22 protein-coding genes are annotated in these 21,709 nt (G+C 68.7%); 7 read left to right on the top strand and 15 right to left on the bottom strand.

Annotation, left to right across the window (positions count from 1 at the left end; translation table 11 throughout):
- Positions 1–99: 99 nt before the first annotated feature.
- From DTS01S_RS01210 to DTS01S_RS01220, 3 genes are all read left to right on the top strand, one after another.
- Entirely contained in the window at positions 100–933 is an 834-nt protein-coding gene (locus DTS01S_RS01210; RefSeq protein WP_016446597.1) for an ABC transporter ATP-binding protein, read from the top strand.
- Positions 934–986: 53 nt separating this feature from the next.
- The gene (locus DTS01S_RS01215; RefSeq protein ID WP_017406675.1) at positions 987–2,234 is read left to right on the top strand and encodes a phenylacetate--CoA ligase family protein; all 1,248 of its coding nucleotides are present in this window, start codon (positions 987–989) and stop codon (positions 2,232–2,234) included.
- 233 nt (positions 2,235–2,467) lie between these two features.
- Positions 2,468–3,457, top strand: a complete 990-nt coding sequence (locus DTS01S_RS01220; RefSeq protein ID WP_016446599.1) for a tripartite tricarboxylate transporter substrate-binding protein — start codon at positions 2,468–2,470, stop codon at positions 3,455–3,457.
- Between the two features lie 109 nt (positions 3,458–3,566).
- On the opposite strand, the gene DTS01S_RS01225 is transcribed toward DTS01S_RS01220, so the two are convergent.
- Both DTS01S_RS01225 and DTS01S_RS01230 read right to left on the bottom strand, forming a co-directional pair.
- Positions 3,567–4,082, bottom strand: coding sequence for a hypothetical protein (locus DTS01S_RS01225; RefSeq protein ID WP_016446600.1), 516 nt, complete (start codon positions 4,080–4,082; stop codon positions 3,567–3,569).
- A gap of 64 nt (positions 4,083–4,146) precedes the next feature.
- Positions 4,147–5,031, bottom strand: a complete 885-nt coding sequence (locus tag DTS01S_RS01230; RefSeq protein ID WP_061287191.1) for a LysR family transcriptional regulator — start codon at positions 5,029–5,031, stop codon at positions 4,147–4,149.
- Between the two features lie 151 nt (positions 5,032–5,182).
- Here DTS01S_RS01230 and DTS01S_RS01235 point away from each other — a divergent pair, with 151 nt between their 5' ends.
- Complete coding sequence (locus DTS01S_RS01235) at positions 5,183–6,166, top strand: aldo/keto reductase (protein WP_061287193.1); 984 nt, start codon at positions 5,183–5,185, stop codon at positions 6,164–6,166.
- A gap of 22 nt (positions 6,167–6,188) precedes the next feature.
- Here the strand turns inward: DTS01S_RS01235 and DTS01S_RS01240 are convergent, their stop codons facing one another.
- From DTS01S_RS01240 to DTS01S_RS01250, 3 genes are read right to left on the bottom strand one after another with little or no spacing between them, the layout of a single operon-like run.
- The gene (locus tag DTS01S_RS01240) at positions 6,189–6,518 is read right to left on the bottom strand and encodes a DUF1840 domain-containing protein (RefSeq protein WP_016446603.1); all 330 of its coding nucleotides are present in this window, start codon (positions 6,516–6,518) and stop codon (positions 6,189–6,191) included.
- Between the two features lie 33 nt (positions 6,519–6,551).
- Positions 6,552–7,880, bottom strand: a complete 1,329-nt coding sequence (locus DTS01S_RS01245) for a class I SAM-dependent methyltransferase (protein WP_016446604.1) — start codon at positions 7,878–7,880, stop codon at positions 6,552–6,554.
- Positions 7,881–7,904: 24 nt separating this feature from the next.
- Positions 7,905–8,513 carry a hypothetical protein gene (locus DTS01S_RS01250; protein ID WP_016446605.1) on the bottom strand — a complete coding sequence of 203 codons (609 nt, stop codon included), beginning with the start codon at positions 8,511–8,513 and terminating at the stop codon, positions 7,905–7,907.
- A gap of 22 nt (positions 8,514–8,535) precedes the next feature.
- Here DTS01S_RS01250 and DTS01S_RS01255 point away from each other — a divergent pair, with 22 nt between their 5' ends.
- Positions 8,536–9,825, top strand: coding sequence for an aminopeptidase (locus DTS01S_RS01255; RefSeq protein ID WP_061287195.1), 1,290 nt, complete (start codon positions 8,536–8,538; stop codon positions 9,823–9,825).
- Here the strand turns inward: DTS01S_RS01255 and DTS01S_RS01260 are convergent.
- Together DTS01S_RS01260 and DTS01S_RS01265 are read right to left on the bottom strand one after the other, a co-directional pair.
- Complete coding sequence (locus DTS01S_RS01260) at positions 9,777–11,204, bottom strand: ATP-binding protein (RefSeq protein ID WP_061287197.1); 1,428 nt, start codon at positions 11,202–11,204, stop codon at positions 9,777–9,779. The two genes, DTS01S_RS01255 and DTS01S_RS01260, sit on opposite strands and share 49 nt — an antisense overlap.
- Positions 11,197–11,871: a response regulator gene (locus DTS01S_RS01265; protein WP_016446608.1), complete on the bottom strand. Its 675-nt coding sequence runs from the start codon at positions 11,869–11,871 to the stop codon at positions 11,197–11,199. Before DTS01S_RS01265 ends, DTS01S_RS01260 begins: the two co-directional genes overlap by 8 nt.
- Before the next feature lie 147 nt (positions 11,872–12,018).
- On the opposite strand from DTS01S_RS01265, the gene DTS01S_RS01270 reads away from it, so the two are divergent.
- On the top strand, positions 12,019–13,785 hold the full coding sequence (locus DTS01S_RS01270) for a phosphoethanolamine transferase (RefSeq protein WP_016451929.1): 1,767 nt from the start codon (positions 12,019–12,021) through the stop codon (positions 13,783–13,785).
- Between the two features lie 18 nt (positions 13,786–13,803).
- Here DTS01S_RS01270 and DTS01S_RS01275 read toward each other — a convergent pair whose 3' ends face one another.
- The 6 genes from DTS01S_RS01275 to DTS01S_RS01300 all read right to left on the bottom strand — a co-directional run bounded on the left by DTS01S_RS01275 (position 13,804) and on the right by DTS01S_RS01300 (position 18,677).
- On the bottom strand, positions 13,804–14,319 hold the full coding sequence (locus DTS01S_RS01275) for a nucleoside deaminase (RefSeq protein WP_026062716.1): 516 nt from the start codon (positions 14,317–14,319) through the stop codon (positions 13,804–13,806).
- A 14-nt stretch (positions 14,320–14,333) separates the two neighbouring features.
- The gene (locus DTS01S_RS01280) at positions 14,334–15,101 is read right to left on the bottom strand and encodes an ABC transporter permease (RefSeq protein ID WP_012203071.1); all 768 of its coding nucleotides are present in this window, start codon (positions 15,099–15,101) and stop codon (positions 14,334–14,336) included.
- Positions 15,102–15,117: 16 nt separating this feature from the next.
- On the bottom strand, positions 15,118–15,960 hold the full coding sequence (locus tag DTS01S_RS01285; RefSeq protein ID WP_017406667.1) for an ABC transporter ATP-binding protein: 843 nt from the start codon (positions 15,958–15,960) through the stop codon (positions 15,118–15,120).
- Between the two features lie 69 nt (positions 15,961–16,029).
- Entirely contained in the window at positions 16,030–17,067 is a 1,038-nt protein-coding gene (locus tag DTS01S_RS01290) for an ABC transporter substrate-binding protein (protein WP_017406666.1), read from the bottom strand.
- 55 nt (positions 17,068–17,122) lie between these two features.
- Positions 17,123–17,638 (bottom strand): nucleoside deaminase, encoded by a 516-nt coding sequence (locus DTS01S_RS01295; protein WP_012203068.1) that lies wholly within the window; start codon positions 17,636–17,638, stop codon positions 17,123–17,125.
- Positions 17,639–17,648: 10 nt separating this feature from the next.
- Positions 17,649–18,677 carry an ABC transporter substrate-binding protein gene (locus DTS01S_RS01300; RefSeq protein ID WP_016446613.1) on the bottom strand — a complete coding sequence of 343 codons (1,029 nt, stop codon included), beginning with the start codon at positions 18,675–18,677 and terminating at the stop codon, positions 17,649–17,651.
- 597 nt (positions 18,678–19,274) lie between these two features.
- Between DTS01S_RS01300 and DTS01S_RS01305 the strand changes: the two genes are divergently transcribed.
- Positions 19,275–20,297: an isopenicillin N synthase family dioxygenase gene (locus tag DTS01S_RS01305; RefSeq protein ID WP_061287199.1), complete on the top strand. Its 1,023-nt coding sequence runs from the start codon at positions 19,275–19,277 to the stop codon at positions 20,295–20,297.
- Between the two features lie 201 nt (positions 20,298–20,498).
- Here DTS01S_RS01305 and DTS01S_RS01310 read toward each other — a convergent pair whose 3' ends face one another.
- Positions 20,499–20,753, bottom strand: coding sequence for an acyl-CoA-binding protein (locus DTS01S_RS01310; RefSeq protein ID WP_012203065.1), 255 nt, complete (start codon positions 20,751–20,753; stop codon positions 20,499–20,501).
- Positions 20,754–20,868: 115 nt separating this feature from the next.
- Complete coding sequence (locus DTS01S_RS01315) at positions 20,869–21,648, bottom strand: ABC transporter ATP-binding protein (protein ID WP_017407671.1); 780 nt, start codon at positions 21,646–21,648, stop codon at positions 20,869–20,871.
- Positions 21,649–21,709: the final 61 nt, after the last annotated feature.

The raw sequence follows: 21,709 nt of genomic DNA on the forward strand, positions 1-21,709 counted from the left end.
TTCCTCGGTGTCCCTGAGTTGGGGCATGCCCCGCGCAGAGATGCTTCGAGAGTTGCGGCCCCGCACTCCGCTTTCGTATCAACGCCCATGGACGACGCCATGACCACCGCACCCACCTCCGCCCCGGCCGCCAGCGATCCGCTGCTCGTGGTCAATGGCATCGAAGTCATCTACAACCATGTGATCCTGGTGCTCAAGGGCGTTTCGCTCCAGGTGCCGCGCGAGAGCATCGTGGCCATCCTGGGCGGCAACGGCGCGGGCAAGACCACGACGCTGCGCGCCATCTCCAACCTGCTCAAGGGCGAGCGCGGCGAGGTGACCAAGGGCACGATCGAGCTGGAGGGCGAGCGCATCGAAAGCCTCACGCCCTCCGAGCTGGTGCAGCGCGGCGTGGTCCAGGTCATGGAGGGGCGGCACTGCTTCGCCCACCTGACCATCGAGGAAAACCTCATGACCGGCAGCTACACGCGCACCGACAAGGGCGAGATCGCGGCCAACCTCGAGAAGGTCTACAACTACTTTCCGCGCCTGAAGACGCGCCGCACCTCGCAGGCCGCCTACACCTCGGGCGGCGAGCAGCAGATGTGCGCCATCGGCCGCGCGCTGATGGCCAATCCGCGCATGGTGCTGCTGGACGAACCCTCGATGGGCCTGGCCCCGCAGATCGTCGAGGAGGTGTTCAACATCGTCCGCGACCTCAACAGCAAGGAAAAGGTCACCTTCCTGCTGGCCGAGCAGAACACCAACATGGCGCTCAAGTACTCGGACTACGGCTACATCATGGAAAGCGGCCGCATCGTCATGGACGGCGCAGCCTCGGACCTGGCCAGCAACGAGGACGTCAAGGAGTTCTACCTGGGCGTGGGCGGCGGCGAGCGCAAGAGTTTCAAGGACGTGAAAAGCTACAAGCGCAGAAAACGCTGGCTGGCCTGACCGGCGGACATTTCCCAGCCCCTGCCCCAGACCCTTCTTCCACAGGACTAGCCATGAGTGCCTTCTACGACGCGCTGGAGACGCGCACCCCTGACGAACGCGAAGCGGCGCTGCTGGCCGCCCTGCCCCGACAGATCGCCCATGCGCAGCAACAGTCGGCTGCCTTCGCCCGGATCCTGGACGGCGTCGACGCCGCGCAGATCACCAGCCGCGAGGCCCTGGCCCGCCTGCCGGTGACGCGCAAGTACGAGCTGCTGCAGCGCCAGGCCGAGCAGCGGCCCGCGCAGATCTTCGGCGGCTTCAACGCCATCGGCCTGGGCCAGCCCATGCCGCGCCTGTTCTGCAGCCCCGGCCCCATCTACGAGCCCGAGAGCCGCCGCCCCGACTACTGGCGCATGGCGCGCGCGCTGCATGCCTCTGGCTTTCGGCCCGGCGAGCTGGTGCACAACTGCTTCAGCTACCACTTCGTGCCCGCGGGCTCGATGATGGAAAGCGGCGCCCATGCGCTGGGCTGCACGGTGTTCGCAGGCGGCACGGGCCAGACCGAGCAGCAGGTGCAGGCCATGGCCGACCTGCGTCCCGCCGGCTACGTGGGCACGCCCAGCTTCCTCAAGATCATTGTGGAAAAGTCCGTGGAGATGGGCCTGCCCATCCCGTCCGTGACCAAGGCCATGGTCTCGGGAGAGGCCTTTCCGCCCTCGCTGCGCGACTGGCTGGCCGATCGCGGCATCGCGGGCTACCAGTGCTACGCCACGGCCGACCTGGGCCTGATCGCCTACGAGACCGAAGCGCGCGAAGGCCTGGTGCTGGACGAGCAGGTCATCGTCGAGATCGTGCGCCCCGGCACGGGCGACCCCGTGGCGCCCGGCGAGGTGGGCGAACTGGTGATCACCACCTTCAACCCCGACTACCCGCTGATCCGCTTCGGCACGGGCGACCTCTCTGCCGTGCTGCCCGGCCAGTGCCCCACGGGCCGCACCAACGCACGCATCAAGGGCTGGATGGGACGCGCCGACCAGACCACCAAGGTGCGCGGCATGTTCGTGCACCCGGGCCAGATTGCCGACGTCGTGCGCCGCTTTCCGCAGGTGGGGCGCGCAAGGCTGGTGGTCACGGGCGAGATGGCCAATGACCAGATGCAGTTGCTGGTCGAAACCCGCGAGACCTCGCCGGGCCTGGCCCAGCAGCTGTCCGACGCGGTGCGCGAAGTGACCAAGCTGCGCGGCGACGTGCAGATGGTGCTGCCGGGCACCCTGCCCAATGACGGCAAGGTGATCGAAGACGCGAGGTCGTACAAGTAGCCACCGAGGCGCGGGGACGGTGGCCGCGCAGCCGGCGCAATCCCTGAAAACATGACGCCTGTCAAGCCTCCAAGGGTTTGCACTAGATCAATGGCAAGGGAATCTGCTGCGGCGCAATAGAAACAATTCTTAAAATTCGTCTCCTCGTGCATTCGGTTTCTTTTGCGTGTTTGCCCTTTAGGGCGAAAACGCATCGCCCCCTATCATTTGCACGCCATTCACCTGGAGACACTATGAAAGCATTGTTCAAGATCGCAGCCATCGCCCTGGCAGCCGGCGCAGCCATTGGCGCTCATGCGCAGGACTATCCTGCCGCAGGCAAGACGATCACCCTCATCGTGCCGTTCACCGCAGGCGGCCCGACCGACAAGGTGGCCCGCGATCTGGCCGAGTCCATGCGCAAGCATCTGAACAATGCCACCATCGTGGTGGACAACGCCGACGGCGCCGGCAGCACCATCGGCACGGCCAAGGCTGCACGTGCCCGCCCTGACGGCTACACGCTGCTGATCAACCACATCGGCATGTCCACGATCCCGTCGCTGTACCGCAAGCTGTCGTTCAACGTGCTCAACGACTTCGAGTACGCCGGCATCATCAACGACGTGCCCATGACCCTGATCGGCCGCCCCAGCCTGCCGGCCAAGAACTTCGCCGAGGTCAAGGACTGGATCGGCAAGAACCAGGGCAAGGTCAACCTGGCCAATGCCGGCATCGGTTCCGCCTCCCACCTGTGCGGCCTGATGCTGCAGGCGGCCATGAAGACCGAAATGACGCCCGTGCCCTACAAGGGCGCCGCGCCGGCCATCGCCGACCTGATCGGCAACCAGGTCGACCTGCTGTGCGACCAGACCACCAACACCACGGGCCAGATCACGGCCAAGAAGGTCCAGGCCTATGCCGTGACCACGCCCAAGCGCCTGGTCATGCCCGCACTGAAGGACCTGCCGACGCTGGCCGAAGTGGGCGTGCCCGACTTCCAGGTCACCATCTGGCACGGCCTGTACGCGCCCAAGGGCACGCCGGCCGACGTCGTCAAGAAGGTCAACGAGGCCATGAAGGCCGCCCTCAAGGACCCCGAGTTCATCAAGCGCCAGGAAGCCCTGGGCGCCGTGATCGCCAGCGACGGCCGCATCGAACCCGAAGGCCACAAGAAGTTCGTCCAGGCCGAGATCGAGAAGTGGGGCAAGGTCATCAAGGCAGCCGGCACCTACGCCGACTGATCCCGAGGACCACCACCGCGACGGATCGCCCAGTTGCAACCACGATCAAGCCCGGCTTCGGCCGGGCTTTTTCGTTGGCGGGGACGGCGCGACAGCGGCGATGCAGGGTTCAGGGCGCCGGCCCGCGCAGCGCCATCACGGCCTGCCAGCTGCCGCCGCGCTGGCTTGCGTTGTAGAGGTTGCTCTGCGTGTTGCCGGGACCTTCGTAGTAGCTGCCGCGCATCAGGCATTGCGATCCCGAGGCCGTGCAGTGCACAAGCTCGACGCCGAACATCAGCGCCGGCCGGCCGCTGGCCCGGTCCAGCACCTGCTCGCCGCCCTTGCCCACGTCGCAGGCCGAAGCCGGCCGCACCTGGCTCTGGCCGCTGAGCAGGGCCAGCGTGCCGGCATCGGGGTCCAGCAGCGCCCATCCACGGCCGTTGCCTATGCAGTAGGCCGCCGCCTTGGGGCCGAGGTTGGAGGCGTTGTCCAGAAACAGCAGCGAATACACGGCCGCCGCCGCTCCCGGGGGCGCCTGCGGGCCGGTGGGCGCCTTGGGCCTGTCGGCGCAGGCGGCCAGCGCCAGCGTGGCGGCCAGCGCGCCCAGCCAGGGCAGGAATCGGGAGGAATGACGGAGGCGGTGCATGGAAGTCCTTTCTTTCTCGCAATCTGCGTGCGTGTTTAACACGGCGCGCGGCCCCTGCTGCGGCTCAGGCCGGGCCTTCGAGTTCGGCATGCCGCCGCTCGAACAGTTCAACGAGGTGGTCCGCCACGGCCCGCACCCGCCGCGAATGGGCAAGGTCGGCATGCATGGCAAGCCAGATGGGCTGATCGGCGCCCAGCTGCGGCTCCACGCAGACCAGCCCCGCCTGCCGCGCCAGGAAATGCGGCAGCACGGCCAGGCCCAGGCCCGCCTGGGCCGCGGCCAGCTGCGCGGACAGGGTGTTGGTCTCCAGCCGGCAGGGACGCCCGCGCAGGGCGCGCGCCATCCAGCGTGCGGCGGGCAGGTGGGCATGGCTGTCGTCCCAGCCGATGAAGGCGTCGCCTTCGAAGGGGTCCGGGCCGCTTCGGCCAGCGCGGCCAGCAACATGGCCGGCCGATCCGTACAAGCCGAAACCCAGCGTTCCCAGGCGCCGGATCGTGACGTGGCCGGCCTCGGGCTGGGTCATGCGCACGGCCAGGTCGGCATCGCGCCGGTGCAGGTTCAGCGTCTGCACGCCGCTGACCAGCTGCACGCGCAGCCCCGGATGGCGCGCGAACAACTGCGCCAGCGAGGGCACGATCAGCGGGTTGGCCAGGTTCTCCGCCGTGGCCAGCCGCACCACGCCCGCCACCTGTGCCTGGCTGTGCGCGGCATCGCCCAGGGCCTGGGCCGCCTGCTCCAGCGTCTCGGCCGGGGCCAGCAACGCCTGGCCGTCGGCCGTGAGCCGATAGCCGCTCTGGTGGCGGCTGAACAGCGGCATGGCCAGCGCGGACTCCAGCCGGTCCAGCCGGCGCGAGACCGTGGCCACGCCCAGCCCCAGCGCGGCCGAGGCGCCGCTCAGGCTGCCGGAGCGGGCAATGGCCAGGAAGATGCGGGCGTCGTCCCACTGCAATGAAGTGCTCCTTGGTTTTCCTGGAAAGCCCTTGCGGAGAGCCTTTGCGGAAATGTTTTCCGGAAATGGAAGATCGAAGCGCGATTTTCTCAGTAGGCAAGCCCACCCCGGAAAACCATACTGGCCCCTTGTTTCAGCAAGAGGATATGCAATGCAACAACGCACACTTGGCCACGATCTGCAGGTATCCGCCCTGGGCCTGGGCTGCATGGGCATGAGCGAGTTCTATGGCCCGCGCGACGACGCCCTGGCGCTGCAGGCGCTGGACCATGCCGTGGAGGCCGGCATCGACTTCCTGGACACGGCCGATGTCTACGGGCCGCACCACAACGAGGAGCTGATCGGCCGCTTCCTGGCATCGCGCCGCCCGCGCGTGAAGATCGCCACCAAGTTCGGCATCGTGCGCAAGGCCGGGGAGTACCGGCGCAGCATCGACAACAGCGCGCAGTACGCGCGGCAAAGCTGCGAGGACTCGCTGCGCCGCCTGGGCGTGGAGCGCATCGACCTGTACTACGTGCACCGCGTCGATGCCACGCGGCCCATCGAAGAGACCATGCAAGGGCTGGCGCGCCTGGTGCAGGAAGGCAAGATCGCCCGCATCGGCCTGTGCGAGGTCAGCGCAGCCACGCTGCGCCGCGCCCATGCCGTGCACCCGGTGGCGGCGGTGCAGACCGAGTATTCGCTGTGGACGCGCGAGGTGGAGGACGAGGTGCTGCCCGCCTGCCGCGAGCTGGGCGTGGGGCTGGTGGCCTATTCGCCGCTGGGGCGCGGCTTTCTCACGGGACGCTTTCATGGCGGCACGGCCTTCGAGCAGGGCGATTTCCGCGCCAGCCTGCCGCGCTTTCAGCCCGGCAACATCGACACCAACCAGGCCCTGGTGGGTGCCGTATCGGCCCTGGCGCAGCACAAGGGCAGCACGCCTGCGCAGATCGCCCTGGCCTGGCTGCTGGCCCAGGGGCCGGACGTGGTGCCCATTCCGGGCACCCGGCGCATCGCCCATCTGCAGGACAACCTGGGCGCGCTGTCCGTGGCACTGACGCCCGGCGAGCTGGACGAGCTGCGGCGCGCCAGCGACGAGCTGCCCGTGGCCGGGCAGCGCTATACGGAGGAAGGCATGAAGGGCATCAACGCCTGACGGGCCAGCGGGGGCCGCCGGCTTACCAGGTGACGTCGCTGTTCTCGGCGGCGCTGCGGCGCAGCATGTCGATCATGGGCGCAGCGCGCTGGCGCAGGCTGACGGCATCGCGTGCGCCCGGTGCGGCATTGTCCTGGTCGCCATCCTGCGCATCCTCTTCCTGGTTGGCCTTGCGGCGGGCATCGTCATCGGCCACGGCGGCTTCCAGCGCATCGATGGCGGCCGGGATCTGCTGGACGGTGATGATGCCGCTGGCGCCGGGCGTCTTGCCGACGATCTCCAGGACCTGGCGGCCGTTGGATTCGAGCATGATGACGTCGGCCGTGGCACGGGACTTGAACTTGTAGAGCATGGCTATCCTTTTTCTGTGTGGCGTGTCATGCACTCAGCGGTACATGTACTCGCGGTTGAAAGCATAGTCCGATTGGGCTCCCACCATGGACCCCGACTGCAGCCGTCCGTCGGGATGCGTGCACAGCATCTGGTGCAGGGCGATCCAGCCGCGCTCGAAGCCCATGGCGCAACCCGCCAGATAGAGCCGGTAGGCGCGCAGCACCTTGGCGGCACCTTCGGCATCGGCATGCTGCTCAAGGATACGCTGCGCCTGCGGCAGCTGGGCCTCCAATGCGTCGGACCAGTTCCACAGCGTGCGTGCGTAGTGGGGCCGCAGGTTCTCCGTGTCCACCATTTCCAGCCCGCTGTGGCCCATGTCGTGCAGCACGCGGCTCACATGCATCAGCTCGCCGCCGGGGAAGATGTAGCGGTCGATGAACTCGCCCATGCCCGCGCCCAGCTGGGTGTTGTCCACGCCGCCCGCGGTGATGCCGTGGATCAGCGCCATGCCGCCCGGGCGCAGCAGGCGGTGCACGGTCTGGAAGTACTCGGGCAGCTGGGCCTGGCCCACATGCTCGAACATGCCCACCGAGCCTATCTTGTCGAAGGGCTGGCCGGGCGCCAGCGCGCGGTAGTCCAGCAGTTGCATGTCCACCCTGCCCTGCAGGCCGCGCTCGGCAATCAGCTGCTGCACATGGCGGTGCTGGTTGTGCGAGAGCGTGATGCCCGTGGCCGTGACACCGTAATGCTCGGCCGCCCACAGCAGCAGCGCGCCCCAGCCCGCGCCGATGTCCAGGAAACGCTCGCCGGGCCGCAGGTCCAGCTTGCGGCAGATGTGGTCGAGCTTGGCCTCCTGGGCCTGGGCCAGCGTCATCTGCGGATCGCGGAAGTAGGCGCAGGAATAGACGCGGCGCGGGTCCAGCCACAGGCCGTAGAAGTCGTCGGAGATGTCGTAGTGGAACTGGATCTGCTGGGCGTCGCGCGCCAGTGTGTGCGCGGCCATGGAGCGCATGCGGGCCATGGCATGCACCCACCAGTGCGATGTGCCGCGCACCGGATCGGATTGCAGCAGGCTGGCGGCCACCGCCATCACGTCGCGCATGCGGCCATCGATGCGTACCAGCCCCTCCACGATGGCACTGCCCAGTGTCCCTATCTGCCCGGCCGCCAGGCTGGCCATGGCCGCCATGGACTGGAAATGCAGCACCACCTGCGCATCCGCAGGACCGGCGCGCTGGCCGGACGGCAGGATCACGGCCACGGGAACAGGGAGAGACGCCAGCCGCGCCTCGATGGAGCTCAGCACTTGTGTCATGGCGTTCATTTTTGACAGCAAGCCGCACTGCGTCAATCGCAGCCTGGGCTGTGCATGGCGGGGCATGGCGCCCCGCCACAGAGGGGGCGATCAGGCGATCAGCTGCCTGTAGTCGCGCCGTGTCTGGTCACTCACCGAAGCAAGCACTTGCTCGAAGGGCGTCTTGTGCCGTGCGACCAGCCGCAGGGATGCCACGGCGCGCGATTTGCAAAACCAATGACAGGTGTACTGCATGAGCAACAGCTCGGCCGTCATCATGAAGGCGCGCGCACGGCGTTCTTCCTCGGTAGCGCTGTCGGCCACGCGCACGGAGGCAATGCCGCGCGCATGCAGCTGCATGGCTTCGCGCAGATCGAAGCCGGACGACGGGAACAGCCGGTCCAGATAGGGCAGCGCCACGGGCAGCGTGCTCACGCGCGTGAGCTGCGGATCGGCCGAGGCCATTTCCTTGGCAAAGCGCTGGAACTGCTCGACCAGGCTGGTTTCGGTGTTGTCCAGCACGGTCCAGATCTGGGCGCGGCGCTGCTCGTCGTTCTCGCCCAGGGCGCGTAGATAGCCTTCGATCAGGCCGCCCATCAGCTTCTCTATCTGGAAACGCCCCAGATACTGGGCCAGCAGCAGGGTATGCCGGCGCTGCTCCTGCGTCTTGAGAAGGTAGATTGCGATGAAGACAATGATCGCCAGCGTGAAGAAGTCCATGAAAGCAGCAAGGGGGCCAAGGGTGCGTGAAGGCTTGAGTGTAGTCAGGCGCGGCCTGCCCGCGATTTTGGCGGGCATAGGCCTGCTGCTGGGCGGCTGTGCCAGCACGGGGGCCGGCGGCGACGGCCTGGGCTATTACTGGCAGAGCCTGCGCGGCCAGATACACCTGCTGCAGGCCAGCCGCCCCATTGACGACTGGCTGCAGGACGACAACCTGGCACCCGCGCTGCGCGAGCGCCTGCTTGCGGCCCAGCGCATGCGCAGCTTCGCCGTGCAACGGCTGGGCCTGCCCGACAACGCCAGCTACCGCCGCTACGCCGATCTGCAGCGGCCCTTTGCCGTGTGGAACGTGGTGGCCGCGCCGCCCGACAGCCTGGAGCTGCACCGCTGGTGCTTTCCCGTGGCCGGCTGCGTGGGCTACCGGGGCTACTTTTCCGAGGCAGACGCCGTAGCCCAGGCCCGGCTGCTGGCCGACCAGGGCCTGGAGTCCGGCAGCTACGGCGTGCCCGCCTATTCCACGCTGGGCTACCTGAACTGGCTGGGGGGCGATCCGCTGCTCAACACCTTCGTGGGCTGGGGCGAGGGCGAGTTCGCCGGCCTGCTGTTCCATGAGCTGGCCCACCAGGTGGTCTACGTGGCCGGCGATACCGCCTTCAACGAATCCTTTGCCACCACCGTGGAGCGCCTGGGCGCAACGCTGTGGCTGGCCACCGAGGCCGGGCCAGCCGCCCGCGCGCGCTGGGAGTCCAGCCAGCTGCGGCGTACGCAGTGGCGGGCACTGACCGGGCGCACGCGCCAGGCGCTGCAGCAGCTGTACCAGGACCCGCAGCAGCGCGGCCCCGCCATGCAGCAGGCCAAGGCGCAGATCTACCAGCAGCTGCGCAGCGACTACGCTGCGCTGCGTGCGCAATGGCGCAGCGCCGATGCAGCCTTGCTGACCACCGACGCGCAGCGCCAGTTCTACGAACGCCAACAGGCCCGGCTGGACCAATGGGTGGCCGATGCCAACAACGCCAGCTTCGGCGCGCTGGCCGCCTATGACGACTGGGTGCCGGCCTTCACCGCGCTGTGGCACCAGGCCCAGGCCCAAGCAAAGACCCAAGCTCCGGCCCAGGCCCAGCCCGGCAACGAGGCAATCCAGGGCTGGCAGCGTTTCTATGCCGAGGTGCGGCAGCTGGCCGCCCTGCCCGCAGCGCAGCGCAACGCCAGGCTGTGCAGGCACATGCCGGCCGATGCGCCCCTGCCGTCTGCCTGCGCCCCGGCTCAGGCCGGGGCGTCGGAATCTGCGGACGGATCGCGCCCCGGCAACTGAATGCGTGCCAGCAGGCCGCTGGAGCTGCCAGGCGGTGGCGACTGCAGCTGCAGGCTGCCGCCGTGCTGGGCCACGATCATGGACACGATGGACAGGCCCAGGCCATAGCCCGGCGATGCCAGTTCGCGCACGGCGCCCTGGGGCAGGCGCAGATCGTCCACATGGCGCACATGGCGCTCGCGCGCGGTGCCCAGCGCCACGGCGTCCATGCCCGGCCCCTCGTCGCGCACCTGGACGGTATGGCTGTCGCAGACTTCGAGCAGCACCTCCGAGCCATCGCTGTAGCGCAGCGCGTTCTCCACCAGGTTGCGCAAGGCAATGGCCAGCGTGTCCACGTCGCCCGCCACCGGCCCGCAGGGCTGCTCGGGCAGCACCACATCCAGCCGCAGCTGGGTGGATTCGTCCTGCTGCCAGAACTCGGAGGCCACCATGCTGGCCAGCGTGTCCAGCCGCACATCGTCCTGCGCCAGCGCCGAGCCAGAGGCCGCGCGCGACAGCTGCAGCAGCTTTTCCGTGCGCTGGCTCAGCCGCTCCAGCGCCTCGTGCGCGGCCCGCACGTCGGCGTTGTCCACGCCACGGTCCAGGGCCGTCTGCAGGCGCAGCGTGGCCACGGCCAGCGGCGTGCGCAGCTCGTGGGCCGCATTGGCAGCCATGGAGCGCTCCACCTGCAGCGCATGCGACAGGCGCTGCATCAGGTGGTTGATGCCCCGGCCCAGCCGCCACAGCTCGCGCGGCATGGCGTCCAGGTCCAGCGGCTCCAGGTTGGAGCCGCCGCGCTCGCTCAGCTGCAGCTGCATGTCGCGCAGCACGCGCAGGCGCCGCCGCGCGGTCACGCGCAGCGCCCAGCCCATGAGGGCGAGCATGACCACCATCACCGAGCCCAGCGCCAGCAGCGCCCGCTGCAGCGCCTCGCTGCGCTCGACCATGGGATCGGCCAGCATCAGGAACAGCGGCTGCCGGGGATGGGCCACCACATAGATGCGCCAGCCCTCGCGCTCGTAGAAGCCCTCGCGCATGGGCACGGCAAAGGCCGCCACGGGGGCGGCCTGGGTGCGCAGCAGCACGTTGCCGCGGCCGTCCTGCAGCTGGTAGACCAGATCCTCGGCCTCGTCGCCCGGCTGCGAGGCCACATGCGGGCGCTGCACGCCCTCGCGCGAGTGGTCTTCCTGTTCCAGCTGGTGCACGGCCACCTCCAGCAGGCGGTGGCCGCTGTCGATCATTTCCTGGTCGAAGTTGTGGTGCACGATGTGGCTGACATACCAGGCCAGCGCCAGCACGCAGGCCAGCCAGACGGCGGCCAGGGCCAGTGTCAGCTCGCGGGCCAGCTGGTCGGCCAGACGGGGCGGCAGCGCCAGGCTGTAGCGCTGCGGCTCATCCATGCTCGAGGGCCAGGCGGTAGCCGGTGCCGCGCACGGTCAGGATGCGGTCGCGCCCGAGCTTGCGGCGCAGCCGGCTGATGAACACTTCCAGCGTGTTGCTGTCGGCCTCGGCATCGAAGCCGTAGAGCGCATCGAGCAGATGCTCGCGCGCGTGCACACGCTGCGGCTGGGCCGTGAGCACGCGCAGCAGCGCCCATTCCTTGGGCGTGAGCAGCAGGGTGCGGCCGGCATCGCGCACCATTTCACGGGCCAGGTCGATCTCCAGCGTGCCCATGCGCAGCACGGCGTCCTGCCCGGCCTGCATGCCGCCGCCGCGCCGGCTCACGGCGCGCAGGCGGGCCAGCAGTTCCTCGGGGTCGTAGGGCTTGACCAGATAGTCGTCGGCGCCCGCGTCCAGCCCGCGGATGCGATCGCTGACCTGGTCGCGGGCCGTCAGCACGATGGTGACGGGAGGCTGCGCCAGCCGGCGCAGCGTGGGCATGAGCGCCAGGCCGTCACCGTCGGCCAGGTGCAGGTCCAGCAGCACGGCCGCGTAGCTGGCACCGGCCAGGCAGGCGCGCGCCTGGGCCAGCGAGGGCACGCTGTCGATCAGAAAGGCCTTGGAGCGCAGATAGCTGCCCACCGCCTGGGCCAGGGCCTCATCGTCTTCGACCAGCAGGATTCGCATGGGAGGTTGGGCCTTCGCACATCAGGATGCGCACCGGATACGGACGGAACAAGCGTGGCGCAAGGGGGGGCGGCAGGGGTTCAAGCTGAACGGAGTCTGAACGCGGGGTTCAGATGTTCTTAAGCTGCGAATTCTACGCTCGCGGCCATGTCAGAACGCCTGCTCGCCCGCCCCCCCTTTGCCGGCTCCTCCGGCACCGGCCAAGCCCCGGCCCCATCTTCTGCCCAGCCTGCCCAGGCGGCCCCCGCCAGCCTCGCGGCACGGCTGCGCACGGCCTGGACCGCACCGCGCTCGCCCCAGGCCGTGGCCCTGGTGCTGGCGCTGTGGCTGCTGGCCACCGCCAACTGGGCGCTGTGGCGGCGCCTGCCCCACCTGGAAGGCTATGACGGCAGCTTGGCCGCCCTGGTGCTGCGGCTGCTGCCCCTGGGCCTGGGCGGCCTGCTGCTGCTGCTGTCGCTGACGGCCTGGCCGCGCGGCATGAAGCCGCTGTGGATTGCCCTGCCCTGGATTGCCGGCGCGGCCCAGTACTTCATGACCGCCTACGGCACGGTGATGGACGGCGGCATGATCAACAACATCCTGCAGACCGACCTGCGCGAGAGCAGCGACCTGTTCAACCCCCAGCTGCTGCTGCAGCTGCTGCTGGTGGCCGGCCTGCCCACGGCCTGGCTGCTGCGGCTGCGCGTCATCCGCCCGCGCCGCGGCATGCAGACCGTGCTGCGCACGCTGGCGCTGCTGGCCGCCTCGGTGCTGCTGCTGGCGGCCTCGGTCTTTGTCTCGTACCGCGAGCTGGCGCCCGTGGTCCGCAACAACCTGTGGATGCGCCACATGCTCAATCCGGTCAGCCCGGTGCTGGCCTCGCTGGATGCGGTGCTCAAGCCCATCCTGCGGCCCAAGCGCCCCTTCGCCAGCATCGCGGCCGGCGCAACGCTGGGGGCCACCTATGCGGCCGAGCGCAAGCCGCCGCTGTTCGTCATCGTCGTGGGCGAGACGGCGCGCGCCGCCAACTGGGGCCTGAACGGCTATGCCCGCGACACCACGCCCGAGCTGGCCAGGCGCCAGGTGCTCAACTGGAGCAACGTGACCTCCTGCGGCACCAGCACGCGCGAATCCGTGCCCTGCATGTTCTCGCACCTGGGCCGCACCGGCTTCTACAAGAGCAAGGTGGACTACGACAACCTCGTGGACGTGCTGTACAGCGCCGGCCTGGCCGTGCTGTGGCTGGACAACCAGGCCGGGTGCAAGGGCGTGTGCGACCGCATTCCCAACGCCAGCACCGCCGACCGCCTGGACACGCCCGACGGCAAGGCCCTGTGCTCCAGCGATGGAGAATGCCTGGACGGCATCCTGCTCAGCGGCATCGACGAACGCATCGCCGCCCTGCCGCGCGAGCGCCGCGAGCGCGGCGTGGTGCTGGTCATGCACCAGATGGGCAGCCACGGGCCGGCCTACTACAAGCGCTCCACGCCGGAGACCAAGGTCTTCCAGCCCGAATGCCTGACCAATGCGCTGTCCAGCTGCACGCGCGAGCAGGTGGTCAATGTCTACGACAACTCCATCCGCTACAACGACCACTTCCTGTCGCAGACCATCGACTGGCTGACGCGCCAGCAATCGCGCTACCAGACCGGCATGGTCTACATGTCCGACCACGGCGAGTCGCTGGGCGAGATGGGCATCTACCTGCACGGCATGCCCTACGCCATGGCGCCCGACGAGCAAAAGCACATTCCCATGATCGCCTGGCTGGGCAACCTGGGCCAGCGCACCGGCGTGTCAGAGCGCTGCGTGCGCGGCCAGCTGGACGCGCCGCTGTCGCACGACAACCTCTACCACACCACCCTGGGCCTGCTGGACGTGACCAGCCCCACCTACCAGAAGCCCCTGGACGCGCTGGCCGGCTGCCGCAGTTGAGCCGCCCGCGCAGGCAGCTCAGCCCTGTTGCCAGAAGCCCCGGTGCGGCGCCAGCATCTCCTCCTGCAGCGCAGGCACGGGCCCCACGACCTGCACGGCGCGCTGCCCGCGCGCGAAGACCTCGCGGCAAGGCAGGGACAGCGTGGGATTTTCGGGATGGTTGCCCGTCAGCGCCAGCAGCGCCGTTTCCTCGGCGCCGTAGAGCACGCGGCCTATGCCGGCCCAGTAGATGGTTCCGGTGCACATGGCGCAGGGCTCGAAGGTGGTGACCAGGGTGCACTGCGCCAGGTAGGCGCCCGGATAGTTGGCGGCCGCCGTGCGCGCCAGCGTGGACTCCGCATGGTTCACCGTGTCGATGTTGCCCTGCTCGGCCAGCACGGTCTCGCCATCGGGCGCCAGCAGCAGCGCGCCAAAGGGGTGGCGGCCCATGGCCATGGCCCGCTCGGCCACGGCGCCTGCGCGCCGCAGCTGGCGGGCCGCCTGTTCGTCGGTCAGGGGCGTCATGGAAGGTGTCGTCGCGGGTGCGGGCGTCATGGCCGGATTCTCCTTCACTCGCCCTGCGAGCCGCGCCGGGCCCAGCCCGTGGTGCGCTTTTCGATGGCGCTGAACAGCTCGTACATCACCATGGCCATGGCGCCCACCACGATCAGGCCGGCAAAGGCCAGGCCCATCTGCATGGACGAGCCGGCCGACACTAGCAGGTAGCCGATGCCTTCGTTGGCCGCGGTCATCTCGCTGACCGTGGTGCCCACGAAGGCCAGGGTGATCGCCACCTTCAGCGAGCCGTAGAAGTAGGGCATGGAGCGCGGCAGGCCGACCTTGATCAGCACGTCCCAGCGCCGGGCGCCCAGCACGCGCAGCACATCCTCCAGCTCGGGCTCCAGCGTGGCCAGGCCGGTGGCGATGTTGACCATGATGGGAAAGAAGCTGATCAGGAAGGCCGTGAGGATGGCCGGCCCCGCGCCGATGCCGAACCAGACCACCAGGATGGGCACGAAGGCCGCCTTGGGCAGCGCGTTGAAGGCCGTCATCAGCGGATAGAACGCCGCATAGGCCAGGCGCGAGGAGCCGATCAGAAAGCCCAGCAGCACGCCCACCACGATGGCGATGCCAAAGCCCGCCATCGTCACCCAGTAGGTGCGCCAGGCGTGGGCGGCGATGATGCCGCTGAACTCGGCCAGCTGCCGGCCGATGGCCCAGGGGCTGGGGAAGATGAATTCCGAGACCTCGAAGGCCGAGCAGATGACCTGCCACAGCAGGATGACCGCCAGCAGCAGCACCCAGGGCGCCCAGCGTTCCGCGTATTTCTTGTGCATGTGAATCTCCCCCGTTCTATTGTTGGATGGCCGCGCCGGTCTTGCGCATGGCGCCGATGTGGCCGCGCAGCTCGTGCACGATGTCGGTGAATTCGCGCGTGTAGGTCAGCTCCAGCTCGCGCGGGCGCGGCAGCTCGATGTCGCGGCGCACCACGAAGCGGCCCGGGCTCTTGCTCATCACGTACACGGTGTCGGCCAGGAAGACGCTCTCGCGCAGGTCGTGCGTGACCAGGATGACGTTGAAGCGCTGCTCGGCCTGCAGGTCGCGCAGCACGCACCACAGCTCCTCGCGCGTGAAGGCGTCCAGCGCGCCGAAGGGCTCGTCCAGCAGCAGCATCTGGGGCTCGTGGATCAGCGCGCGGCAGATGCTGGCGCGCTGCTGCATGCCGCCCGACAGCTGCCAGGGGTACTTGTCCTCGTAGCCGCCCAGGCCCACCTTCTGCAGCAGGGCGCGCGCACGCGCCTCGTACTCCTTGCGCTTTTGGCGGAACTGCGAGCGGTGCGGCTCCACGATCTCCAGCGGCAGCAGCACGTTGTCCACCGTGGTGCGCCAAGGCAGCAGCGACGGCGCCTGGAAGGCCATGCCCGAGATCTTCAGCGGCCCGGTCACGCGCTCGCCGTTGACCATGACGCGGCCCATGGACGGCATCTTCAGCCCCGTGGTCAGCTTCATGAAGGTGGACTTGCCGCAGCCCGAGGGGCCGACGATGGCGATGAACTCGCCGCGCCGCACCTGCAGGTCGATGGCCTCGACCGCGAAGTGGTTGGCGCGCAGCAGCTCCTCGTTGTAGGCAAGCCAGACGTCGCGGAACTCGACGAAGAAGGCGTCGTCATCGCCGTGGGATGTGGAGGAATTCATGTCAGGCAGCAGGCAAGGGCCGTGCGCGCCACCCGCTGGCGCACGCGCACGGTGTCAATCACTTTGTCGTCACTTCTTGGGCAGGATGTTCAGCTCGGCCGCAGACGGCAGGAAGCTGCCGTTCCAGACCTCGGCCGGGTTCACGCGCGTCTTGGTGGCGTAGACATCGGAGACCTGCGACGCCATCAGCGACAGCCGTGTGGGCACGACCTGGCCAAAGCCTTCGGCACGCGCGTCGGCGCTGTTGACCACGGTGTCGATGGCCAGTTGCAGGCGGCGCGTCTCCAGCTGGGTGTTGACGATGCCGTCGCGCTCCTTCACGTAGGCAATGGCCGCGCCCGGGTTGGCGATGACTTCCTTGGCCCCCTTGGCGAAGGCCTGCAGGAAGGCCTTGATGGCGGCCGGGTTCTCCTTGATCAGCTTCGGGCTGGCGATGATGGCGTTGCCGTACAGCTTCACGCCGAAGTCCGCATAGGGCATGACCACCACGTCGGCGGCCTTGATGCCGCGCGCCTCCAGGTTCAGCAGCGAGGTGAAGGTGAAGCCCGTGATGGCATCCACATCGCCGCGCACCAGCATGGTCTCGCGCAGCGGCGGGTCCATGGCCGTCCACTGCACGGTGCCGACCTGGTTGGCCTTGGCGAACAGCGGGAAGGCGCGGCGGCCCGCATCGAACACGGGCGCGCCCAGCTTCTTGCCGGTGAGGTCGGCCGTCCTGGCGATGCCGCTTTTCTTGAGCGCCATCACCGAGGCCGGCGTGTTGTTGTAGACCATCATCACGGCCACGGGCTTGTTGGGCATGTCCGGGTTGTTGGCCTGGAACTCCATCAGCGCCGCGATGTCGGCAAAGCCCAGGTCATAGGCGCCCGAGGCCACGCGCTGCACCACGCCGCCCGAGCCGCTGCCGGCATCGACCGTGACATCCAGGCCCGCGTCCTTGAAGTAGCCCTTGGCCACCGGCTGCAGGAAGAAGGCGGCCGGCCCCTCGAAGCGCCAGTCCAGCTGGAACTTCAGCGGCGTGGCCGCGTGGGCCTGTGTATGGGCCGTTGCCAGGCCGGCGCTGGCGGACAGGGCCAGGACGGTGTGCAGGAACAGTCGTTTTTGCATGGTGGGCTTCCTCTCTGGTGGTCAAAAGAAACGGTGGGGACGGAACGGGGCCGGGTCAGCTTTTCCAGGCGCCCTGGTGCGATGCGGCGGCCTCGCCGATCAGCGCCGGGCCTATGCATTCGATGGCGTGGGACGAGGCGGCGAACACATCGCGGCAGGACAGCTCGGCGTCCTTCTGGTCCAGGCGCTCGCCGCGGAATTCGCGCAGGCGCACGGCGTCTATGCCGTAGACCACGCGGCCTATGGCCGACCAGAAGATGGCGCCCGCGCACATCACGCAGGGCTCGGCCGATGAATACAAGGTGGCTGCGGACAGCGCCTCGCGGTCATGCAGGGGGCTGGCCAGGCGGATGGCCGACAGCTCGGCATGGGCCGTGCAGTCGCCGCTCTCGCCGTTGGCGTTGGAGGCCTCGGCCAGCACGCGGCCATCGGCGGCCACGATGAGTGCGCCGAAAGGGCGGTTGCCGCGCTGGCGCGCGCGGTCGGCCATGGCGATGGCGCGGCGCAGGTACAGGCCGTCGCGCTCGTCGAGCGAGGCCTCAAGGGGCAGTGAAACGGTGGCGTGGTCCATGTGCACTCCCTCAGGCCTTGGCCATGCGCGCGGCCAGCGGCGGCAGCAGGCTGCGGTTGAACAGCGCGTCGGCCGACACGGGTGCCTTCAGGCCGAAGGCCTGGCTGACCTGCTCGGCCTGTCGGGCCAGCAGCTGCGGGTCGATGTCGCCCAGGCCGTGGCGCTGCGTATCGGGCGCGGCCAGGTATTGCGAGGTGATGGCCCAGCGCGCCAGTTCCAGCTTTTCATCCAGGATGGGCTCGCGCTGGCGCACGGCGGCCACGGCCAGCGCAGGCTGGGCCAGGCATTCGATGAGGGCGCGGTTGCTGGCGCGCAGGAATCCCGCCACCAGCGCCGGCTGCTCGGCCACCAGAGCGCTGGAGGCCAGGATGGCATTGCCGTACAGCTGCACGCCCGCATCGGTGTAGCGCAGCACCGACAGCTCCTCGGGCTTGATGCGTGCGAACAGCGACACGGCCGAGTCATGGAAATAGGTGGCCGCATCCACATCGCCGCGCACCACCACGTTGTCGCGCGCCGAGAACTCCGTCGTGGTCCAGGCGAACAGGTCGGCCGGCAGGTTCTGGCGCTGCGCGACCAGGGGCCAGACGCGGCGCGTGGACTCCACGGCGGCGGCGGCCACCTTCTTGCCCTTGAGGCTGGCGAACTCGCCCGTGATGCCCCGGTCCTTGCGGCCGATGATGGCGAACGGCGCGCGGTTGTAGTACTGGTAGACGGCCTGCACGCGCGCCGCGCCCGCGTTCTGCGCGTTGAACTCGATCAGCGAGCTGATGTCGCCCAGGCCCAGCTGGTAGGCGCCGCTGGCCACCCGCGTGATGGATGCCACCGAGCCCGAGCCCACGTCGATGCTCACGTCCAGCCCCTCGTCGCGGTAGTAGCCCTTTTGCAGCGCCACGAAAAAGGGCGCGGTCTGCGAGGTCACGCGAAAGTCCAGCGTGAACTTCAGCGGTGTCAGCGCCTTGCCCTGGGCGAAGGCACCGGGCATCACGGCACTGGCAGCGGGAAGGGCGGCGGCGGCAAGGAAATGGCGGCGTTGCATGGTGGAACTCTCAGTCGCTATCAACATGGGGACCGGCCGCTGGCATGGGGCCGGGCGGCTGGCGTGACATGAGCAATTTCCGGGCAACGCGCACTGGGCGCGTGCTGAACGCTTCTACTCAACGATGCTTGTATGCAAAGTGCGTACCACCCCCTGAGTCGCTTCGCGCCTTCCCCCTCTCTCGCTTCGCGGGAGGGGGACGACACCCTCGGTGCGGGGCGGCCCTTCCTCGGTGTCACTGGGCTGGGCCGCGCCGGTTTTCGACGCGGCGGGCATGCATCAGATTGGTGCCAGACGGTTCCGATGCGGCGCGTGCACCAAGCTGCCCGGCCCTCTTGCACCACGATGGAACGCAGGTGGCCTTGAACAGGCCTGCGCGGGCTGGCGCGCTGTTTGCTTGGGTGGTTGGCAAGAGTAGAAGCGTTCAGCTTGCCGGCCTGTGCCGGCGCGGGTCATTGCTCTTGAAGCGGGTGCGGGAGCGGCGTGGCTGCGACCTGTGCCCTGTCAGCCACTTCAAGAGCGACGTGCGGGATCGGTGTCTTTTTGCGCCGGCCGCTGCGTGCCTTGCCACTGCCTTTGCGGCAAAGGAAACAGACCATGAACATGCTTGCCAACCCCACCATGCCTTCGGCACCGGCTTCAGATTACGCCTTGGGTGAACTCGCCAAGGAGGCCCGCATGGGCGGCCAGGGGCAGGAGACGCGCGCACGGGAGGTGCGGGTGATCGACATCTCCGACTTCGACCGCCGCAAGGCCGAGATCGCCGATGCGATCTGGCAGGCCTCGGTGGAGATCGGCTTCTTCCAGGTGTCGGGCCACGGCATTCCCCAGCCCGATATCGATGCGGCCTTCGGGCGTGCAGAGCAGTTGTTCGCCCTGCCGCGCGAGGTGAAGGCGCAGTGGCCGCTGTCGCGCAATGCGGGCTGGGAGCACAAGGCGCAGATCCGGCCTTCCACGCGCACGCCCGACCAGAAGGAGTCCTACCAGGTGACGCGCCCGCGCATGGCCGGCCTGTGGCCCACGCAGCAGGAGCAGCCGGGCTTTCAGCAGGCCACGCTGGACTTTGAGCGCCAGTGCTGGCAGGTGGGCATGCAGCTGCTGTCGTGCTTTGCGCACAAGCTGGGCTTTGATGCGGATTTCTTCACGCGCGCCCACGACCCTTCGGTGCCCGCCTACCAGAGCACGCTGCGCATGCTGCATTACTTCGCGGTCGATCCCGCGCTCAAGGACGAGCTGGGCCTGTGGCGCGCAGGCGCCCACACCGACTTCGACTGCCTGACCCTGCTGTTCCAGCGCGCGGGCCAGGGCGGCCTGCAGGTGCTGCCGGGCAAGGAGATGGAGGGCCAGCAATGGACGCCCGTGGACCCCGTGGAGGGCGTGATCACCTGCAACATCGGCGACATGCTCACGCGCTGGAGCGACGACCAGCTGCCCAGCAACTTCCACCGCGTGCGCAATCCCCTGCCCCATGAATACCAGGGCGCGCGCTACAGCCTGGCCTTCTTCTGCCAGGCCAACGAGGACGCGGTGATCGAGGGCCCGCAAAAGAAGTACCCGCCCATCACGGGCGCGGAGTACCTGCGCCAGCGCATCAGCGCGAACTTTTCCAACAAATATTGATCCCCCTGAGCGGCTGCGCCGCTTCCCCCTGAGGGGGACGACACCCTCGGTGCGGGGCTGCCCTTCCTCGGTGTCCCTGGGGTGGGCCGCGCCAGTTTCCAGCGCTCCACTCTTTGACATAGTGTGGTGTGGCCTGGCCGGAAACGACAAGGCCCCGGAGTCCGGGGCCTTGTCTGTGTCTGCGATCGGTGGTGGTGTTGATCAGCGCAGCGATTCGATCAGGTCGATGTACTGCTGCTTGGCGTCATCGGCCGAGGTGTCCTTGAGCTTTTCCCAGGCGTCCCACTTGGCGCGGCCGACCATGTCGGTGAAGCTGGGCTTCTTGGCCTCGTTGTCGCCTTCGGTGGCCTGCTTGTACAGCGCGTAGAGCTTGAGCAGCGTGGCGTTGTCGGGGCGCTCGCTGATCGAGGTGGAGTTCTTGACGGCGGCCTCGAAGGCGGCATTCAGATCGGACATGGCGGGTCTCCTGGTGGGCGGTTCGTGTAGCGGCACAGTGTAGCCAAAAAAGCAGGAATTTAGAACGACCGTGCTTTTTTCACCGTCATCCGAACCGAGACCGGCTACGCCCCTCCTATGCTGCGCTGCACAGGTGCCCGGCCATGGGCCATAGGTCTGCCTCGCAAGGCACGGGGGCCGGCGCCTGGCCCCGGGCGCTGCCCGGTTGCAGGATGCGGCCGTGCTCCATCACGACCACGCGGTCGGCGACGGCGAAGGCCTGCTGGCGGTCTTGCGTCGCATAGACGGCCGTACAACCCAGGCTGCGCAGCAGCCGGGGAATTTCTTCGCACAGGCGCTCGCGCAGGTTGCCGTCGAGGCCGGACAGGGGTTCGTCCAGCAGCACCAGGCGCGGGCGCTCCACCACGGCGCAGGCCAGCGCCGCACGCTGCTGCTGGCCGCCCGACAGGCTGCCGGGAAGGCGCTCGCCCATGCCCTGCAGCCCGACCAGGCCCAGGGTCTGCTGCACCCGCTCGTGGATCTGCGCGCGAGGCAGGCCGCGCATTTCCAGCGCGAAGGCCACGTTGGCCTGCAGGCTCATATGGGGCCAGAGCGCATGGTCCTGGAGCACCAGGCCCAGCTCGCGCCGCTCGGGCGGCAGGGACTGCGAGGCGCTGGCCGCGCACTGCCCGCCCATCCAGACTTCGCCGCGGCTGGGCTGCTCCAGCCCGGCCAGGATCTTGAGCAGGGTGGTCTTGCCGCAGCCCGAAGGACCCAGCAGGGCCAGCACCTCGCCGGGCGCGATCTGCAGGCTGATGTCCTGGAGCACGGCGCGCTCGCCGTGGATGCGCTTGAGCTGCCGGGCTTGGACGGCCACGCCCTGCGCGGCGGCCGTGGAGGATTCGATGGAGGTCACAGGGACCGCATGCTAGGTGCGGTGTGTGACATGCCGGTGTCGGCCGGACCCCGCAAGGGCC

Source organism: Delftia tsuruhatensis NBRC 16741 (assembly GCF_001571325.1).
Taxonomy (GTDB): domain Bacteria; phylum Pseudomonadota; class Gammaproteobacteria; order Burkholderiales; family Burkholderiaceae_C; genus Comamonas; species Comamonas tsuruhatensis.

Bases quoted from the DNA above. Each gene is read 5' to 3' on its own strand.
- DTS01S_RS01310 (WP_012203065.1), bottom strand. From the start codon at position 20,753: ATGTCCGATCTGAATGCCGCCTTCGAGGCCGCCGTCAAGAACTCCACC.
- DTS01S_RS01300 (WP_016446613.1), bottom strand. From the start codon at position 18,677: ATGCAACGCCGCCATTTCCTTGCCGCCGCCGCCCTTCCCGCTGCCAGT.
- DTS01S_RS01295 (WP_012203068.1), bottom strand. From the start codon at position 17,638: ATGGACCACGCCACCGTTTCACTGCCCCTTGAGGCCTCGCTCGACGAG.
- DTS01S_RS01225 (WP_016446600.1), bottom strand. From the start codon at position 4,082: ATGCACCGCCTCCGTCATTCCTCCCGATTCCTGCCCTGGCTGGGCGCG.
- DTS01S_RS01270 (WP_016451929.1), top strand. From the start codon at position 12,019: ATGTCAGAACGCCTGCTCGCCCGCCCCCCCTTTGCCGGCTCCTCCGGC.
- DTS01S_RS01275 (WP_026062716.1), bottom strand. From the start codon at position 14,319: ATGACGCCCGCACCCGCGACGACACCTTCCATGACGCCCCTGACCGAC.
- DTS01S_RS01220 (WP_016446599.1), top strand. From the start codon at position 2,468: ATGAAAGCATTGTTCAAGATCGCAGCCATCGCCCTGGCAGCCGGCGCA.
- DTS01S_RS01245 (WP_016446604.1), bottom strand. From the start codon at position 7,880: ATGCCCCGCCATGCACAGCCCAGGCTGCGATTGACGCAGTGCGGCTTG.
- DTS01S_RS01285 (WP_017406667.1), bottom strand. From the start codon at position 15,960: ATGAATTCCTCCACATCCCACGGCGATGACGACGCCTTCTTCGTCGAG.
- DTS01S_RS01250 (WP_016446605.1), bottom strand. From the start codon at position 8,513: ATGGACTTCTTCACGCTGGCGATCATTGTCTTCATCGCAATCTACCTT.
- DTS01S_RS01215 (WP_017406675.1), top strand. From the start codon at position 987: ATGAGTGCCTTCTACGACGCGCTGGAGACGCGCACCCCTGACGAACGC.
- DTS01S_RS01305 (WP_061287199.1), top strand. From the start codon at position 19,275: ATGAACATGCTTGCCAACCCCACCATGCCTTCGGCACCGGCTTCAGAT.
- DTS01S_RS01280 (WP_012203071.1), bottom strand. From the start codon at position 15,101: ATGCACAAGAAATACGCGGAACGCTGGGCGCCCTGGGTGCTGCTGCTG.
- DTS01S_RS01240 (WP_016446603.1), bottom strand. From the start codon at position 6,518: ATGCTCTACAAGTTCAAGTCCCGTGCCACGGCCGACGTCATCATGCTC.
- DTS01S_RS01260 (WP_061287197.1), bottom strand. From the start codon at position 11,204: ATGGATGAGCCGCAGCGCTACAGCCTGGCGCTGCCGCCCCGTCTGGCC.
- DTS01S_RS01235 (WP_061287193.1), top strand. From the start codon at position 5,183: ATGCAACAACGCACACTTGGCCACGATCTGCAGGTATCCGCCCTGGGC.
- DTS01S_RS01210 (WP_016446597.1), top strand. From the start codon at position 100: ATGACCACCGCACCCACCTCCGCCCCGGCCGCCAGCGATCCGCTGCTC.
- DTS01S_RS01265 (WP_016446608.1), bottom strand. From the start codon at position 11,871: ATGCGAATCCTGCTGGTCGAAGACGATGAGGCCCTGGCCCAGGCGGTG.
- DTS01S_RS01290 (WP_017406666.1), bottom strand. From the start codon at position 17,067: ATGCAAAAACGACTGTTCCTGCACACCGTCCTGGCCCTGTCCGCCAGC.